The organism is uncultured Microscilla sp. (genome assembly GCF_947493425.1).
Lineage (GTDB): Bacteria > Bacteroidota > Bacteroidia > Cytophagales > Microscillaceae > Microscilla.
In genome coordinates this window covers 16,752-33,257 of record NZ_CANLRP010000091.1, presented here as the reverse complement: position 1 = coordinate 33,257, position 16,506 = coordinate 16,752, and the positions used below count along the sequence as shown (strand labels likewise).

Genomic DNA, 16,506 nt, shown 5'->3' with positions numbered 1-16,506 from the left:
TCAGCTTTAGGGTTGGCAAGTTTTGGTCTGGCTAAAGCCTTAAGACCAAAACAGGGAAGTTGTTTTTTGGCTTGGTAGCTATATAGTTTCTCTGATACTCTTAATTGAAAAGCATCGCTTCGCGCCAATTCTTAATTCTCAACTCTTAATTTAAAGAAACTTCTAAGTATCCAGCCAATTGTATAGAATAGTACGCCCTTGTGGAGTCATGACCGATTCAGGATGAAACTGAATGCCATGAACATCGTATTGGCAATGTTGCATTGCCATAATCAACGGGAAATCGGGCATGGTAGATGCTTTAAAATGGGGCAAAGTACTGTCTATTTTTGCCAACACTCCAGTCACCTCTAAACCTTGGGGTAAGCTATCGGGGTACACTACCCACGAGTGGTACAATCCTATTTGAATATTGGTGGGCAAATTGGTAAACAAACGGGCGGGGCTTGACGCAGGCATTTGCTGCATAGTTTGGGTAAGTCCGTGCAACACTTGAGGTAGCTGGTAAAGACGTGCGCCAAAGGCTTCGGCTATGGCCTGATGCCCCAAACATACTCCTAATATGCTTTTGGTAGGTGCATAGTGTTTGATCAACTCCAGCAAATCACCCGATTCTTTGGGCAAACCCGCCCCTGGAGTTAGCAAAATCTTGTCATATTTCTTTACCTGATCAAGGTCTATCTGATCAGTTTTTACCAAGGTATAAGCACAATGCTTGTGCTGGTCTATCAACTGAATAAGGTTATGGGTAAATGAATCATAACTATCTGCTATGAGCAACTTTTTCAAGGTTTTATTATTTTATTTGCGCAACAAAACGCAAATATATGAATAAGGCACAAGCAATTGAGCAAATGAACAAATATGGGGCGGCTAAAACCCCTTTTTTGTTTATCGTTGACTTTGAGACTAACCAACCAGTGGTATTACCGTTGAATGAAATAAATCCTGAGGAAGTTTTATTTGATATTCAAGGAATGAATAACGCCTTGCCTCTACCCAATACCCCCCCTCAAAAAGAAGTGATTTTTAATAAAAAACCTGTACCCTTTGCTCAATACAAACAAAGTTTCGACAAGGCTTTGGCAAAAATCAATTTTGGCTACTCTTATTTACTCAACCTTTCGATGCTTACACCTATAGAAACCAACTTATCGCTGCAAGAGGTCTTTTGGCAAAGTAAAGCACGCTACAAACTATGGTACAAAGACGAATGGGTAGTGTTTTCTCCCGAAATTTTTGTACAAATCAAGCAACAGCGTATTGCGTCTTACCCTATGAAGGGTACCATAGATGCGTCTTTACCCAATGCCACCGCTGAGATATTGGCAAACCCTAAAGAAATGGCAGAACATACTACCATTGTTGACCTCATCAGGAACGACTTGAGTAAAGTGGCTAAAAATGTACATGTTGCCCGATTTAGATACATAGATGAGGTGGCTACTCATGACAAAACGTTGCTACAGGTAAGCTCCAAAGTAGTGGGAGACTTACCTCATGATTACGCCCAGCATATTGGCAACATTTTGTTTGAACTATTGCCGGCTGGTTCTATCAGTGGAGCCCCAAAAAAGAAAACAGTAGAGGTGATCAAGGCAGCAGAAACCTATGAAAGAGGTTATTACACGGGAGTTTTTGGTTATTTTGATGGTGAAATGCTCGATAGTGGGGTAATGATTCGTTTTATAGAAAACATTCACGGAAAATTATATTTTAAAAGTGGTGGTGGCATTACTACTTTTAGCAATGCACTGGCTGAGTACCAAGAATTAACGGACAAGGTATATGTACCCATTATTAGAAACAATCAGGTTTGAAAACGGTAAATTTTACCATATAGACACCCACCAGCAACGCCTCGATAGGGCACGTCGGGAGGTATGGCAATGCAACGATGAGCTTTTGCTCAGTACACACCTGCGAGCTCCTGCCGAATGGTTGCCAGGACAACGCTATAAGTGTAGAGTAGTGTATGGCAAACAGGTGCAGTCGGTAAGCTTTGAGGCATACCGTATTCGTCCCATCCAAAGCTTACAACTTGTAGAAGCTTCAGGGCTGGAATATGCACACAAAAAAATGGATCGCACCGCGCTGACGGCACTTTTTGCCCAAAGAGGTGCTCACGACGATGTATTGCTGATACAAAATGGGTACATTACCGACTCCTATTATTGTAATGTGGCTGCCTGGAACGGTCAAGGGTGGTTTACCCCTAGTCGCCCTTTATTACTGGGTACACAACGTGCCCGTTTGCTAAAGTTGGGAGTATTGCAAACCGCTGATATTCATTACCAAAGCCTTTATCAATTTGAAAAACTGGCTTTGTTTAATGCACTCATGGGTTGGGAAGATCGTCAGGAAGTATGGATGGAAAACGTATCTTTGCTTGTTTAGGCTAAACATCTTAGTTTACACAAAACACATCAGAAACCACACTCTTCCGCTCAAGGTTGAACACTGCATTGCAATACCTACCTTGAAATACCAGACCTTATTTTTTTTTGTCTCGTATACATTAAAACGAATTGAAAGTAGCTCAAGCTATTATATTCATCCGGATTTAGCATTTTACAATGCTTGCTATGCCTATCTCAAACGATCAGGTACAAATAAACAATATACGAACATTATCTACTTATGTCATGGAGAAATTGTATGAAAGTGAATTTGTAAGCCACTTTGTAGTAAAAGAAGAAAGTTTACTCAAGTCTATTTGGAAAGGTGGTACCACTACTATGAATGCCGATCAGTTTACTGCCGAATGTAAAGAACAGATTCATTTGTTTGCAGCAAACAATGCCTCAAAGTTGTATTCTGACTCTCGGAACTTTAACTACCCCATAAGCCCTGAGCAACAAGCCTGGCTTGACAATGAACTGCTACCTCAGTTAATTACAGCAGGTATCGCCAAATGGGCGTTGATTTATCCCGAAGAGTTTATCGCACAATTGAGTGTAAATCAACTTCTCGAAGAAGAAAACTCTCAATCTGTAAATATTCGCTTTTTCTCGTCAGAAACCGAAGCCCTTCAATGGCTCCATCAATAAATAGGGCATTTTTGCGCTTGCTCTGATTTGGTGAAGTGATGCTAATCTCAAAAACACCTTATTGCCTCTGGTAACTAAAATACAATGGTATTTTTGCCAGAGGCAATTTTCATTCAAATGATCATTGTACAGTCTCACTTCTTAATTATTTTGTCGTGTCACCTAGCGAGAAACACCTGGTAGCTACCAAAAAACTACGCATTACACACTGCCCAACTCCTGACTAAACTGTATATTCGTGGCTTATCTAAAAACTCAACTACTGTAAACGATGGTCATGCGCGCACTCTTTCATTTTTTATCTAAACATTGGGCAAAAGCCTTTTTACTTGCATGGTTGCCTTGGCTACTCGGCTGTAGCAACAATGTGAAGGTAACCAAGCGTAAGCTTAAACGAGAATTTAGGGCAGTATGGCTTACCACGTTTGACCACATGGACTTTCCGAAAGAGAAAGGGGCTCCCCCCAGCGAACACAAGCAAGAACTTACCAAGCTACTCGACTTTCATCAAAAAAGTGGCATTAACGCTATTTTTTTTCAAGTACGCCCAGCGGCAGATGCTTTTTATAAAAGTGAGATTGAACTATGGTCACAATGGCTCACAGGCAAGCAAGGAAAAGCCCCTGAACCTTTGTGGGACCCGCTGGAATTTTTAGTGGCAGAATGCCACAAACGCAATATAGAACTACACGCCTGGATTAATCCTTATCGGGCAGTGTATAACATAAAACACGACGCTACTGCACCCAACCACATCACAAAACGCCACCCAGAATGGTTTGTAATATACAGCAAACACAAACAATTTAATCCTGGTATTCCGGCAGTGCGACACTACCTTAAGGCAGTGGTGGCCGATATTGCCCAACGTTATGACATTGACGGGATACATTTTGATGATTACTTTTATCCTTATAAAAAAGGCAGGCTTGAGTTTCCAGATCAGGCCACTTTTATGAAGTATGGGGGCAATAGCAAAGATGTACACCATTGGCGACGCCAAAACGTAAATCTACTGATTAAGGAGGTACACGATACACTTCAGGCCATTAAACCTTACCTTAAATTTGGCATTAGTCCTTTAGGGGTTTGGCGCAATAAAAGCGAGGATCCTAATGGCTCAGATACCCAAGTGGGGCAATCTAGCTATGACTACCTATATGCCGATGTATTGAAATGGTTGCGTAAAGGTTGGATAGACTATCTGGTGCCCCAGCTTTACTGGAGTATTGAACACCCACGCGCCAGTTTTAAGTCCTTAGCCTTTTGGTGGGCAAAACACGCCTATAGCCGTCATATTTATATAGGGCACGCATTTTATAAAATAAAAAACGACAAGGATGACCACTGGAAACATGTGTCTGAGTTGCCCAATCAGGTAAGGATGACCCGGCAATACCGCAGTATTTTGGGCAACGCCTACTTTAGGTCTGATTTTTTGCAAAAAAACCCAGCAAAAGTAACCGACACGCTCCGGCAACAATTGTATAAATACCCTGCGTTGATTCCAACCATGCCTTGGAAAAATCGCATGCCCCCTAAAGCTCCTCAAAATGTATACATTGTAAGGGCATCGTCTAAAATTTCGCTCAAATGGAGCGCCCCAAGCCCAGCTATAGATGGTGATACAGCTACTTATTATGTGGTGTATCGTTTTCCTGAGCAAATCAAACCCGACTATACCCAACCTCGGTATATTTGTCAAATCACTCGTAATAAACGTTATGTTGAACCTATGCCGCCTCGCAGTAGGCTCCGGTACAGGTATGCAGTAAGCGCAGTAGATCGCTACCACAATGAGAGCAAACCAGTGCTTATTCACTAAAAAGCACATAGCCATTACTCATTGAGTCTTAAGGCAAAATTTTGCTTCTTAAAACTGAAAATCAACTACTTAAGTCGGTGTTTGCCACTTAAACCAAATAAAATTTGCGAGTATATATTAAAAAAGTTATATATTTTTTCTTAAAAAAATAGACAAATCACTTGTACATTGCATTGCAAGTTACTATGTTTGCGATGCCAATAACCAATTATACTAACACCATAAAACCAATTACCATGAAAAATTATAATCGTCAACCCAATCATAGTATTTTATCCCCTCATAAACTCTGTTTAACACCTTTTAAACTCTATTACCTCATTCACTAATCTCACTATACTCAAGGCTTTTCAGTTTTTGATCTCATAGTATTTATGCCATTTCGCCAAGGTGTACACAGCAGTTATTCCCTGTATGAACGGGTGATCTATGTCTATACTATTGACCAAACAAACACATCGCCTTATTGGATTAGTTCAATTTCGCTTTTACAAATAATGTTAGTCTTTTACACGATAAGGCAACAGTAAACTACATCTGGGTTTTAGCAGGCTATGCTAAAATCTAATATATAGCAGGGGATTACTATACCCTCACAGTTAATACGCAACACCATAAAATCACGCACTATGTGCGGTTTATCTGTTGATATATATTTATCTACTTATTATTCATCACAAAACATCTAATTATTATGAAAAAGTTAAGTAAACTAAACAACGATTTGTTCTCTAACCAGGAGTTAAGCAACATCCAGAAGCAAAGCATCAAAGGTGGCGACATGACAGCTAAAAGCGAGCCCAGACAAACCAACAGTGGGGTTACTTTTATGTACACAGTATATGTTCGCGACTAAATACACCGTAAACTAAATATCTTATGCTTTTTTCGGCTTCCCCGAATCAAGTTCGGGACTGTGAGCTTTTGCCCTTTGATCTCTTATAAAAAATATCACGTAGCTAGTGGCTATGCTCTATTTTTTATAATCATCACAGAACAAAATAATCTCGAAATAAACAACAACTTACTTAATTTACAGTGTACTAAATACACTTTAATTTATATTTTATTCACTATTACAAAACATCTATACTATTATGAAAAAGTTAAGTAAACTAAACAGCGATTTGTTCTCTAACCAAAAGCTGAACAAAATCCAGAAGCAAAGTATCAAGGGTGGCATCAAAACCATTTATAATGACTACCCAGGTGGCCCGGTAGACATAAAAGACGGAGACGCTGTATAAGCTATTTTAAATCATAACACGCATCACAAAACATCCAATTATTATGAAAAAGTTAAGTAAATTAAACAACGATTTGTTTTCTAATCAAAAGCTGAACAAAATCCAGAAGCAAAGTATCAAGGGTGGCATCAAAACTATTTTTAATGACTACCCAGGTGGCCCGGTAGATATAAAAGATGGCGACGCTGCATAAACTATTTTAAATCATAACACGCATCACAAAACATCTAATTATTATGAAAAAATTAAGTAAACTAAACAGCGATTTGTTTTCTAACCAGGAGTTGAACAATATCCAGAAGCAAAGTATCAAGGGTGGCATCAAAACCATTTACAATGATTACCCAGGCGGTCCTGTGCACATCAAAGACGGGGACGCTGTATAAGCTATTTGAACCATAACACGCATCACAAAACAAACAAAACATCTAATTATTATGAAAAAGTTAAGTAAACTAAACAGCGATTTGTTTTCTAACCAGGAGTTGAACAATATCCAGAAACAAGGCTGCAAAGGTGGGTACCAAGGCGGTATCAAAACCATTTATAACGACTACCCAGGTGGCCCGGTACACGTAAAAGATGGGGATGTAGTATAAAGCCTGTATTAGGCAATGACTTGGTCTGACCATTGGTTGCCTGAATGCTTATAAATTCTGATGGTAGTTTACCTTTGTTTTGGGGTGGCTACCATCTTTTTAACTCTAGTGCACTGGAAACTAAATTCCTACCACATTATTCGGAGTCTTTAGCTCGCTTACTTTACTTCAAAAAGTTTACGTAGCTCCGGTTCCGATATGCATCGCATTGGTCAGGGCTTAAAATTCCGCCTGTAAAAACCAGCTTCAAGTTGTGTTGAATCACAATTTTTATGGAATCGTTCAAAACTCTTTGCTCGTTTTTATGCCATTTTTTACGAATATTAGCCCCAGTGGGGCGAAACCTTGGTAGAAAAAATAAACGAAGCGGGACACAGCTCCGTAGGAGTTGCGCCTAAAAGAGTCATTTTTGATGATTTTGATGGTATTTTAAGTGTTCGTAAAATTAAGCTTTGACGCATGCGATATGCATCGGAATTGTAAACTAACTCTGCGCACTTTTCGAAGTGCGTCAGCAAACAAAATACCCTCGAATAAATAGTGTATTTATTTAATCCCCAGTGCACTAGCGCTTTCCCACAAATTACTTCATACACTTAAAAGTAACTTGCCAATGAAACTCAAAGAAACCATATATTTGATGCTACTTTCAATAGGGCAGGTTATTTTTACAGTATATGTACCAAGACAGAATTAAATATACCTAATATGAAAGTATAACTATCATATTATGAGACAGTTATCTTTACTTGTAGCTTATAGCTAATTGCACCGATATTCATCGGTATCTAAGGACTTGCTGCTACTTACTACACTTAGCCAATAAAGAAATCATGATTGTAATAGCTACCCGTAAAATAGACAGCTCTACCAATGACATCATTGACTGGATTGATGGAAAAGGTGGTACTGTGGTAAGGGTTGATGAAGATAATACGCTCCAACGGTTACACATTGTATCAGGCAAAGGAGCCAACAATTCTTTTATTCAAGTAAACCAACAAAAAATATATTTTAAAGACATTGTAGCCTTTTGGCACCGAAAAGGTCAATCTTTTTTTGCTGACCATCCTGCTTACTCTCTGCAACTTGATACAAATCATGTAGATATTTCGGAAGAACTGGCTCAAGAATGGGCGATTGTAAAAGAGTATTTATTTTTTTTACTTTCTCAAAAAAGAAACCTGGGCAATTACTTTAAAAGTTCACTGAATAAACTCATTGTTCAGCATCAGGCACAAGCAATAGGGCTTACCATTCCCCAAGCTTTTGTACTAACTGCCAAAGAAGATGCCTTAAACCTGGACTTGGAAGTAATCACCAAGGCTTTGTCAGAAGTAGCCATTATATCTTTTGACGATGCTACTTATTGCTCTTATACTACTGAGGTAACCCAAGATTTTATCCAAACCTTGCCAGAAAACTTCTTTCCGGCATTGATGCAAGAAAAGATTGTCAAGAAGTATGAGTTGAGGGTGTTTTACTTAGATGGAAAATGTTATAGTATGGCTATTTTCTCTCAGTTAGACCAACAAACAGCAGTAGATTTTAGGGTATATAATATGACCAAACCAAATCGTACGGTACCTTATCAACTACCACAAGACTTGGAGGAAAAAATTGATAAGTTAATGCATGAGCTTCAACTTAATACTGGTTCGCTGGATTTTATGGTGACTCAAGACAATGAGTTCTATTTCTTGGAAGTAAACCCTGTCGGGCAATTTGGCATGGTATCGCTTCCTTGTAACTATTATCTGGAGAAGAAAATTGCGGACTATTTGCTCAACAATCAACCAGAGAACCACGCATAAAATGCCAAGGCAGGGACAAGCCTCTAGATGCCAATGTATATCGGTGCTTTTATTACAAATGCTCAAACAAATATAAACCACTGATTATCAATATATTATTTCAATATAAAATTATTGCGGAGTATTGAATTAAATAAAACGTATGAAAAAAAAAGAAACTGTCTTTCCAAGATTAGAAAAGATCTTTGGCGCAGAAATCGCCCAAACACTCCCTCCTTATATCCAACTGGCGCAACGTATGCCCTCTAATGCAGAGGAAAACCATGAAATTCGTAAAAATGAAACCTCTGATTTGCATCAGACTGATTTTTATGATGTATACCCACTCAATAAACCTGTTTCAAAAATTTTTGACCCAAAAGTACTAAACAATGACCAATCCTAAACAAGCACAGATGTACTTTAAGCTGTTTGCCTGTTGTGTAACAGTCAAAGGGGCCGTAAGAAGTACCATCTGTGATGTGCAGCGGGGCGAAATAAAGCTTATTCCAAACTCGCTGTATACTATACTTACAGAGCACCAGCACCAGACCTATAGTGAAATACAAGAAGCGTATGACTATGACGAAACGCTGGATGAGTATTTTGATTTTTTAGTTGAAAACGAGTTAGGTTTTTGGACAGATACTCCAGAGTTTTTCCCACCCTTGGACATGACCTGGCAAACCTACTCTAACATCAACAATGCAATTATTGACATAGACGCAGCGTCAAGTCATGATTTCAAGGCGATATTTGCCCAGCTCGAAGAGTTAGGCTGTGACCACATACAGCTAAGGTACTATACTGATGTGTCAAAAGACACCTTAGAAAACCACTTGGAAAGCACCAAGCGAAGCAGGTTCAAGTCAATAGAGTTGGTGGTAAAGCATGGTAGCCTGCTTGATATACCAGCAGCTGAGGCTTTGGTTGTTTCTAATGCACGCATTCATAAGTTGGTGCTTCATGGGGCTCCGGAATCGGGCATAAGACCTGTGATGAAACCTGGTACCGACTTTTCGCTGGGGCAAATGATCTTGCTTTCTTATGAGATTACATCGGCTGATCATTGTGGGGTGATTGACCCTTTTTATTTTAGCATTGACACCAAAACGATGACAGAGTCTCATCAGTTTAATACTTGTCTTAACAAAAAAATTGGCATTGATGCCCAAGGAGAAATCAAAAACTGCCCTTCATTAACCGAATCTTTTGGCAACATCGCTCAAGTATCATTGCACCAGGCAATGCTACAAAAAGATTTCAAAAAACTTTGGGAGGTTAACAAAAATCAGGTAGAAATTTGTAAAGACTGTGAATTTAGACATATTTGTACCGATTGCCGAGCATTCATTCAAAACCCAGAAAATGAATATTCTAAACCCTCAAAGTGCAATTATGACCCTTACACCGCGAGTTGGGCAAACTCTTAAATAGGCAAAAACCGCCTAATTACTCACTGTTACTCATTATTACTCAGTTATTCCCACTTACAACTGTTAAGTTTGTGATGTGTAATATAATTGGAAGTTTAACGCCTTAGGCTTTTGCTTTTAAATTATAATCAGTCTGAGGCTCAAAGACCCTTTGGGTTTTTGCGCCTTTTTTTATTATTTTATGGCAATAGCTTTTATCTTGCAAAATTGTACTACCCAGAGTATTAAAAAATTTATTTTTAAATATACTCCCAATAGCAAGTAATGAACAAAAACCTACAACAACTCTACTCTATTGCCGAAAAACCAAAGAAACTTATCCTGGGGCTAATGTCTGGCACTTCGCTCGATGGGCTGGATATGGCGCTTTGCCGTATAGAAGGTACTGGACTACAATCCAGCATAGAGCTACTCAAATTTTATACTTACCCCTATTCCTCTCCCCAAAAGCATCGCTTAAAAGAAGTAGTATCACAAGAGGATGTCTCGCTACAGGATGTGACCATACTGCACGCCTGGCTTGCTGAACTTCACGCCCGGTTTGTATTAGAAACATTAGAACAATGGGGCATTGACCCTGCCGATATAGATTTGCTTGCCAGTCATGGACAAACCGTGTATCATGCACCACAAAGGCTTCACAATCTTCTTACCTTGCCCAATGCTACGCTTCAACTGGGCGATGGTGACCACCTTGCTGTTAAAACAGGAATACTCACCATTAGTGATTTTAGACAAAAACACATGGCTACTGGACTAGAGGGTGCTCCACTGGCGCCTTACGCCGACTACATGCTGTTTAGTAAACGAGGTATTAATAGAATTTTACTGAATATTGGGGGCATTGCCAACTTTACTTATTTGCCTGCTTCGTTAGCTCCCCAAGAAGTATTTGCTACAGATACAGGTCCAGGCAATTGTTTGATTGACTGGGCTATGCAACATTTTTTCTCGCCTCAAACCTATGACCGTGGTGGCAGCATTGCCCAACAGGGCGCAGTAAACAAGTTACTGCTAGACGCTTTGAAAAGTCATTTGTTTTTTACGGAAAACTTACCTAAAACCACTGGTGCAGAGCTTTTCAACAAAAAATATATCGCACAGGTTCAAAAACAACTACCTGATATCAACATCCCCCCCGAAGATTGGGTAACTACCCTTACCCGGTTTACCGCCGAAACGATTGCCGAAGCCATTTTACGGATTCCAGATATGCCACAAGCAGAGGTGATTGTAAGCGGTGGAGGTTACCACAACGTTTGTCTGATGGGTTGGCTTCAGGAGCTTTTGCCACACTGTGTGTTTGTTGACATGGAGAGCTTGAGTAGCATTGTGCCTGACGCCAAAGAAGCAGTATTGATGGCAGTGCTTGCCAATGAATGTGTGGCAGGAGAAGGTTATGCTTTGGGTGAAGCACCCGCGCTTACAATGGGTAAGGTGTCTTTTGCTTGATGTTGTCGGCTTTATGTTCTTACGCAAAAACAGGGGAGGTGCCAACTCCCTCCCCTTTTATGAATGTACAAACCTCTTGCATTGTTGTCTAAAGGCTTTGCGAAAAATTTCATTTTTAATAAAACAAGAGGGTTCAGAGAAGTGGAAAGTATGATTTCTTCTTTTTTGTTGAAAAGCTTCTCTGAACTCTCCTCATAAGCTCGATTTTAGGCATTACTCAACCATTCATCTATCTCACCTTTTAATAATGCCCTGAAAACGAGGCTTTCAGCAATCATAAAAAACTACTGCACAACATTTAGTACTGATCGTCTAAGGCAAATATGGGCTTGCGTTTCATCCAACGCCCACGGGTAAAATCGGGGAAATGAGCTGGTTGGCTGCCTTGGGCAATAGATTGCTCTGAAAGCGGGGTAATGGCACTCCAGGCAGCAGCATCATAAGCATCGAGCGGGGTAGAGGTTTTGCGCTTGATAGACTCCACAAAAGCATGCAACACAAAATAATCCATGCCACCATGACCGGCTCCGGTAGCGTCTTTTTCGTACTTTTTCCAAAGCGGGTGGTCGTATTTTTTCAAATAGCTTCGAGCACTTTCCCAAACATGTGCCCTAGGGCTGGTACCTTCAATAAACAATGAGTTGTTGACAGCCATCCAAAGCCCTTTGGTACCTTGTACCCTAAATCCCAGCGAATAAGGACGTGGTAAATTGGTATCATGGCTTACAATGATAGACTCCCCATTGGCTGTTTTGATTACAGTAGTGATGATGTCGCCCAATTTGAAGCGTACTTTGGCGTTGGGGTGATTTTCACCTCCTTTTTCTACGATATAGTTATGTAGTCCACGCGACTTGGTGGCAGTAGAGGTTAAATACAAAAAGCGATTGCCCCGGTTAATATTGGTATAGTTGGCCACTGGTCCTATGCCGTGGGTAGGGTATAAGTCTCCGTTGCGATTGACTGAGTGAGCAGTACGCCACTTGGCTTCAGAAAAGCCTTTTTCGCCAAACTCCACCCCTCCTCCATAAGGCTGCTTGCCATTGTTAAACTTGACATGACGCAAATCGTGTTGATAGCCACACTCTAGGTGTATCATTTCGCCAAACATGTTTTGACGTACCATGTTAAGCACTGCCATTACATCACGGCGATAGCACACATTTTCTAAGATCATGCACGGCATTCCGGTAGCCTCAGAGGTGTTTACCAAATCCCAGCACTCTTGCAATGTATTGGCAGCAGATACTTCTACCCCTGCATACTTGCCTGCCTTCATTACGTCTACCGCCATGCGGGTGTGCCACAGCCAGGGAGTAGCTATGATCACCCCTTGTATATCGGTACGCTCCAGTAATTTTTTATAAGATAGTTCGTTCTCAGAAAATGCCACTGCTTTTTTTCGCCCGGCTTTGCGAATCATTTCTTGAGAAGTTTTGATTGCTTGTGGGTCAATATCGCAAATAGCCACTACTTCAGTGTCTTTGCGTTGCAGGGCGAGGCGCAGATGTTCGCGGCCTCTAAGCCCTACCCCAATAAAACCAATTTTGACCTTTCGGTCGTCTTTTCCAAAGGCTACGTTGGCTCCAAAAACACCTACTCCAACCCCGGCTATGGTTCCGGTTTTTAGAAAATAGCGACGGCTTATATCTTTTATCGGCATCTATGTAATATTTTACTCTTTCTTGAAATATTTATGAGATAGCTAGTATAAGCAAATGATTCGAAAGTTAAAAATACCGATGAGTTTTTAGTAATGGTTTACGCTTATGTTTTTTTTTAGTACCAAATTTACAGACTCAGCAGTGAATAATCAACCTTGTTGTTTGATAAGGTGAAGCTTTTATTGATAAGTTTATCGTGCTTATTTTATAAGAATAATCACATAAAACCCCAAAAAGCACACATCTGTTTTATCCATTTAATTTTTTATTATCCAAGTAGACAACCAATTATACTTTTACTTTGTCTATGCCAACATACCACACCTATAAAATCGTTTGGATTTGGTATATTTTAAAATTTCAAAAGTTATAAAATTATTACTTTTGATATAAATCAAAGAAAAAGAGAAAAAATTTAAGGGTATGTAGCATTTCCTTTTGTCTTTACGTGAAGTAGATACAATTGCTCATATAAGCTTATCGCTTAAATGGATTGGTAGGTGAAAAGTAGTCAGCACAGAACTTTTGCCACGTTTTGTGCTGTTACTTATTTAGCAAAGTGAAACGCAAACATCACTAAATTTAACAGCAAACCCTTGATCTTATCATCAAAGTTGTATCAACTTTATTTAAAACAAAGAGATTTAAACATCTCTGTTCGAATAAATGTCAAATAGAATTTAAAGATTGTTGTGATATAGTGAGACATTCACAAAGTTTATTTCGTTATGGCAATAATTCACACTTAAACTTTGGAAATTTGTAGTTTGAACGGTGCATAAAAACTGTTCACTGCACTTTGCTCTAAAATTAAACAACAGTCGGAACTATAATTATTAGATAAGCCTGTGGATAAGTCGCTAGAAAAAGAAATAATTAAAGGATGCCGAAAGAAGAAGTCAAAGTCGCAGGAAATGCTGTATAAGCATTTTTATGGCTACGCTATGAGTATCTGCTTACGATATTCTTATTCAAAAGATGAGGCATTGGAAATACTCAACGATAGTTTCATGAAGGTGTTCAAAAACATCATGAAATACAACGAGAACTTATCGTTTAAGAGTTGGTTACGCCGAATCATTATTAACACATCCATTGATTATTATCGTAAAAACCAGAAACACCGTCATACACTCAATATTGAAATGGCAAGAAATGAAGAGTGCCGTTTGGATATTATAGATGATTTGTCGGTAAATGACATTCTAAAACTGTTAAACGAGCTCCCCAACCAATACCGCATAATCTTTAACTTATATGAAATTGAGGGTTATTCTCATAAAGAAATAGCCGAAATGCTCGAAATCCCAGAGAGTACTTCGCGTACAAACCTGGCCAGGGCAAAGAAAAAATTACGAGTTTTATTTCATCAAAATTTTGACTACGAGATAGAGTATGAAAGAGCTGTTTGATGAAAGGCTAAGTCAAAAAATACGTCAGACTTTTGACAAACATGAAGAGCCTTACAACGCCCAGGGCTGGGAGATGATGCAGCAACAAATGAAAGCGCAAAAATCTGGAAAAATGCGTGCATTGTTGACATCAATTCCGGCAAAAGTTGCAGCGGCAGCTATCTTAGTGTTGGGAGGAGTTTTTACCTATAAAACACTGCAAAGTGATTTTAAGGGGAACACCCCTACTCAACAACAAGCTGGTATCTATGCCAAAAAACACATTCAACAAGAGGGATTTGAGGGAGTAAAGGTTTTGCCTCCATCTATTACCAACAAAACACACGGTAATAATAGGGTAGCCAATGTCCAAAACAACCGCAAAAAAGCCTCAACCAATCAAAATACTGCTGCAAGTAAGCAATATGGTGTATTGCCTACAGTAACAACAAATGCTATAGCTGACAAAGGTTTAATTGAAAACACTGAAAAAGATAAAAATATTTATGCAAATAAAATAGCAGCTAACAATCACTTGACAAAGCACTCATCAAATAGTGTATTGTTGAATCCAGACGATAAAGCAGTAAAGTTTGATATGCATGCCCTGGCAATGAAAGAAGCCAGCTATGAAGCCATCCATCCAACTAATAGAGTGGCAATGATTGAGCAGGCTTCTTTTAGAGAAGTTGCTACTAATAAAGTAGCTCAATATAACAATGCTGCTGTTTTGCCCAAGGGCAAAAGAATGAAGTTTGGGGTAATGCTGTCGTCATTGGTAAACTACTCTAAAAGAGGAGAAAAAGATTCTAAAGTCAACCTTGGAGGGGGAGTAATGTCCGAAATCAGGCTAGGCAAAAGGCTCAGTGTTACTTCTGGGGTATTGCTTACCAGACAATCACTCAACATGAGACAGTCGGCAAGCTTGCCTACCATTGCTACAATGCAAAAAATTACGACAAGTGGTACCACTGAAAGTCGTTCGTTGGGGCAACAAAGGTCGATAAACATGCAGTTTGTAGGGCTAGACATCCCAGTGAACCTACAGTACCATTTAAGTAGAAACACTAATCGGGGTTTATATGTATCAGTAGGGTTATCGTCTTTGGCTTATTTAGAGGAACGTTACACTCATAATACCCGCGAAACCATTTCCAAAGCTTATTATAAGGGAGGCGTGGGAAGCCAACTCGAACGATTAGAGACCACTGTAATAGAAACCAACAGCAAATCGCAACCTGAGGCATTGAGCCGTTTTGATTTTGCCAAAATGTTGAATGTTTCTATGGGAATGAAGTATATGGTAGCCAAGAACATGCAAATACTTATTGAGCCTTACATCAAGTACCCACTTAACTCATTGACCAAAGAAGAGCTAAGGTTTGGCTCAGCAGGCATCAATTTACGCTGCAATTTTGGCGAAGTACGTCGTCATTAATTATATTTTTATTCATAACCACCTTTGAGCGAGGTTCGTGTTTTACGGGCTTCGCTTTTTTTGGTACTTACCAAATATCGACCAAAAAATCCTGCTTCTGAATAACAGAAGCAGGATTTTTTTGGTTGATGGTTATAACCGCCAACAGGTTAATCTATACTTTCAATAGGAAACAACTTAATGTCAAGTTGGGTAAGTGCATTAAAATACTCTCCTACCTCTTTCATGTCCATATCGTCATGTTCATATACCCACTGCACTTCTACTTTGTGAGATTTATCCATGAGTTTTTCGAGGGTTTCTAACAAACGCATAATAATGGGATTGGTTCCTGTGTTGAAATACAAAAACTTAAATACCATAGTAGTTTTACTGGCAGTAGGATCATCTACATAAATTTGCAAATGAGTAAGCACTTCACGATAATATTCGTCGGGGTGTTCAGGCATTGAGGTGCCCTTTACTTCGAAGACTCCATCGTTAAAATTGAAATTTAGTTGAGGTCCATCATCTGTCTCCTCCAAAAAAATATTCTTCATTGTTAAATTGGTTTTCTTCCTGTGTATTTAGGACGACATGCTCACTATGATTGTTGAAAATTTATTGCTGCA

General features: G+C 39.4%; 18 protein-coding genes. 15 read left to right on the top strand and 3 right to left on the bottom strand.

Features of this window, described 5'->3' with window-relative positions:
- Positions 1 to 162 precede the first annotated feature (162 nt).
- Positions 163 to 789, bottom strand: coding sequence for an aminodeoxychorismate/anthranilate synthase component II (locus Q0954_RS20785; protein ID WP_299459841.1), 627 nt, complete (start codon positions 787 to 789; stop codon positions 163 to 165).
- A 38-nt stretch (positions 790 to 827) separates the two neighbouring features.
- On the opposite strand from Q0954_RS20785, the gene Q0954_RS20780 reads away from it, so the two are divergent.
- The 13 genes from Q0954_RS20780 (at position 828) to Q0954_RS20720 (ending at position 11,402) form a co-directional block, all read left to right on the top strand.
- Positions 828 to 1,820 carry an aminodeoxychorismate synthase component I gene (locus Q0954_RS20780; RefSeq protein ID WP_299459838.1) on the top strand — a complete coding sequence of 331 codons (993 nt, stop codon included), beginning with the start codon at positions 828 to 830 and terminating at the stop codon, positions 1,818 to 1,820.
- Complete coding sequence (locus Q0954_RS20775; RefSeq protein ID WP_299459835.1) at positions 1,789 to 2,397, top strand: aminotransferase class IV; 609 nt, start codon at positions 1,789 to 1,791, stop codon at positions 2,395 to 2,397. The genes Q0954_RS20780 and Q0954_RS20775 overlap by 32 nt, the downstream gene beginning before the upstream one ends.
- Before the next feature lie 188 nt (positions 2,398 to 2,585).
- Entirely contained in the window at positions 2,586 to 3,050 is a 465-nt protein-coding gene (locus Q0954_RS20770; RefSeq protein WP_299459833.1) for a hypothetical protein, read from the top strand.
- A 277-nt stretch (positions 3,051 to 3,327) separates the two neighbouring features.
- Entirely contained in the window at positions 3,328 to 4,875 is a 1,548-nt protein-coding gene (locus tag Q0954_RS20765) for a family 10 glycosylhydrolase (protein WP_299459830.1), read from the top strand.
- A 694-nt stretch (positions 4,876 to 5,569) separates the two neighbouring features.
- On the top strand, positions 5,570 to 5,731 hold the full coding sequence (locus Q0954_RS20760; protein ID WP_299459827.1) for a grasp-with-spasm system A modified peptide: 162 nt from the start codon (positions 5,570 to 5,572) through the stop codon (positions 5,729 to 5,731).
- A 241-nt stretch (positions 5,732 to 5,972) separates the two neighbouring features.
- Complete coding sequence (locus Q0954_RS20755; protein WP_299459824.1) at positions 5,973 to 6,122, top strand: grasp-with-spasm system A modified peptide; 150 nt, start codon at positions 5,973 to 5,975, stop codon at positions 6,120 to 6,122.
- A 43-nt stretch (positions 6,123 to 6,165) separates the two neighbouring features.
- Entirely contained in the window at positions 6,166 to 6,315 is a 150-nt protein-coding gene (locus tag Q0954_RS20750) for a grasp-with-spasm system A modified peptide (RefSeq protein WP_299459822.1), read from the top strand.
- Between the two features lie 43 nt (positions 6,316 to 6,358).
- On the top strand, positions 6,359 to 6,508 hold the full coding sequence (locus Q0954_RS20745; RefSeq protein WP_299459820.1) for a grasp-with-spasm system A modified peptide: 150 nt from the start codon (positions 6,359 to 6,361) through the stop codon (positions 6,506 to 6,508).
- A gap of 51 nt (positions 6,509 to 6,559) precedes the next feature.
- Positions 6,560 to 6,721: a grasp-with-spasm system A modified peptide gene (locus tag Q0954_RS20740; RefSeq protein ID WP_299459818.1), complete on the top strand. Its 162-nt coding sequence runs from the start codon at positions 6,560 to 6,562 to the stop codon at positions 6,719 to 6,721.
- 833 nt (positions 6,722 to 7,554) lie between these two features.
- Entirely contained in the window at positions 7,555 to 8,535 is a 981-nt protein-coding gene (gwsG, locus tag Q0954_RS20735) for a grasp-with-spasm system ATP-grasp peptide maturase (protein WP_299459815.1), read from the top strand.
- A gap of 142 nt (positions 8,536 to 8,677) precedes the next feature.
- Entirely contained in the window at positions 8,678 to 8,920 is a 243-nt protein-coding gene (locus Q0954_RS20730) for a hypothetical protein (RefSeq protein ID WP_299459812.1), read from the top strand.
- Positions 8,907 to 9,947, top strand: a complete 1,041-nt coding sequence (gene gwsS / locus Q0954_RS20725) for a grasp-with-spasm system SPASM domain peptide maturase (RefSeq protein ID WP_299459809.1) — start codon at positions 8,907 to 8,909, stop codon at positions 9,945 to 9,947. Before Q0954_RS20730 ends, gwsS begins: the two co-directional genes overlap by 14 nt.
- A 267-nt stretch (positions 9,948 to 10,214) precedes the next feature.
- Positions 10,215 to 11,402, top strand: a complete 1,188-nt coding sequence (locus Q0954_RS20720) for an anhydro-N-acetylmuramic acid kinase (RefSeq protein ID WP_299459806.1) — start codon at positions 10,215 to 10,217, stop codon at positions 11,400 to 11,402.
- Between the two features lie 298 nt (positions 11,403 to 11,700).
- Here Q0954_RS20720 and Q0954_RS20715 read toward each other — a convergent pair whose 3' ends face one another.
- A complete protein-coding gene (locus Q0954_RS20715) occupies positions 11,701 to 13,065 on the bottom strand; it encodes a Gfo/Idh/MocA family oxidoreductase (protein ID WP_299459803.1) in 1,365 nt (454 codons plus the stop codon).
- An 849-nt stretch (positions 13,066 to 13,914) separates the two neighbouring features.
- On the opposite strand from Q0954_RS20715, the gene Q0954_RS20710 reads away from it, so the two are divergent.
- Both Q0954_RS20710 and Q0954_RS20705 read left to right on the top strand, forming a co-directional pair.
- The gene (locus Q0954_RS20710; RefSeq protein WP_002699420.1) at positions 13,915 to 14,478 is read left to right on the top strand and encodes an RNA polymerase sigma factor; all 564 of its coding nucleotides are present in this window, start codon (positions 13,915 to 13,917) and stop codon (positions 14,476 to 14,478) included.
- Positions 14,462 to 15,895, top strand: coding sequence for an outer membrane beta-barrel protein (locus Q0954_RS20705; RefSeq protein ID WP_299459799.1), 1,434 nt, complete (start codon positions 14,462 to 14,464; stop codon positions 15,893 to 15,895). The genes Q0954_RS20710 and Q0954_RS20705 overlap by 17 nt, the downstream gene beginning before the upstream one ends.
- A 149-nt stretch (positions 15,896 to 16,044) precedes the next feature.
- Here the strand turns inward: Q0954_RS20705 and Q0954_RS20700 are convergent, their stop codons facing one another.
- Positions 16,045 to 16,434, bottom strand: coding sequence for a DUF1987 domain-containing protein (locus Q0954_RS20700; protein ID WP_002699416.1), 390 nt, complete (start codon positions 16,432 to 16,434; stop codon positions 16,045 to 16,047).
- Between the last annotated feature and the right edge of the window lie 72 nt (positions 16,435 to 16,506).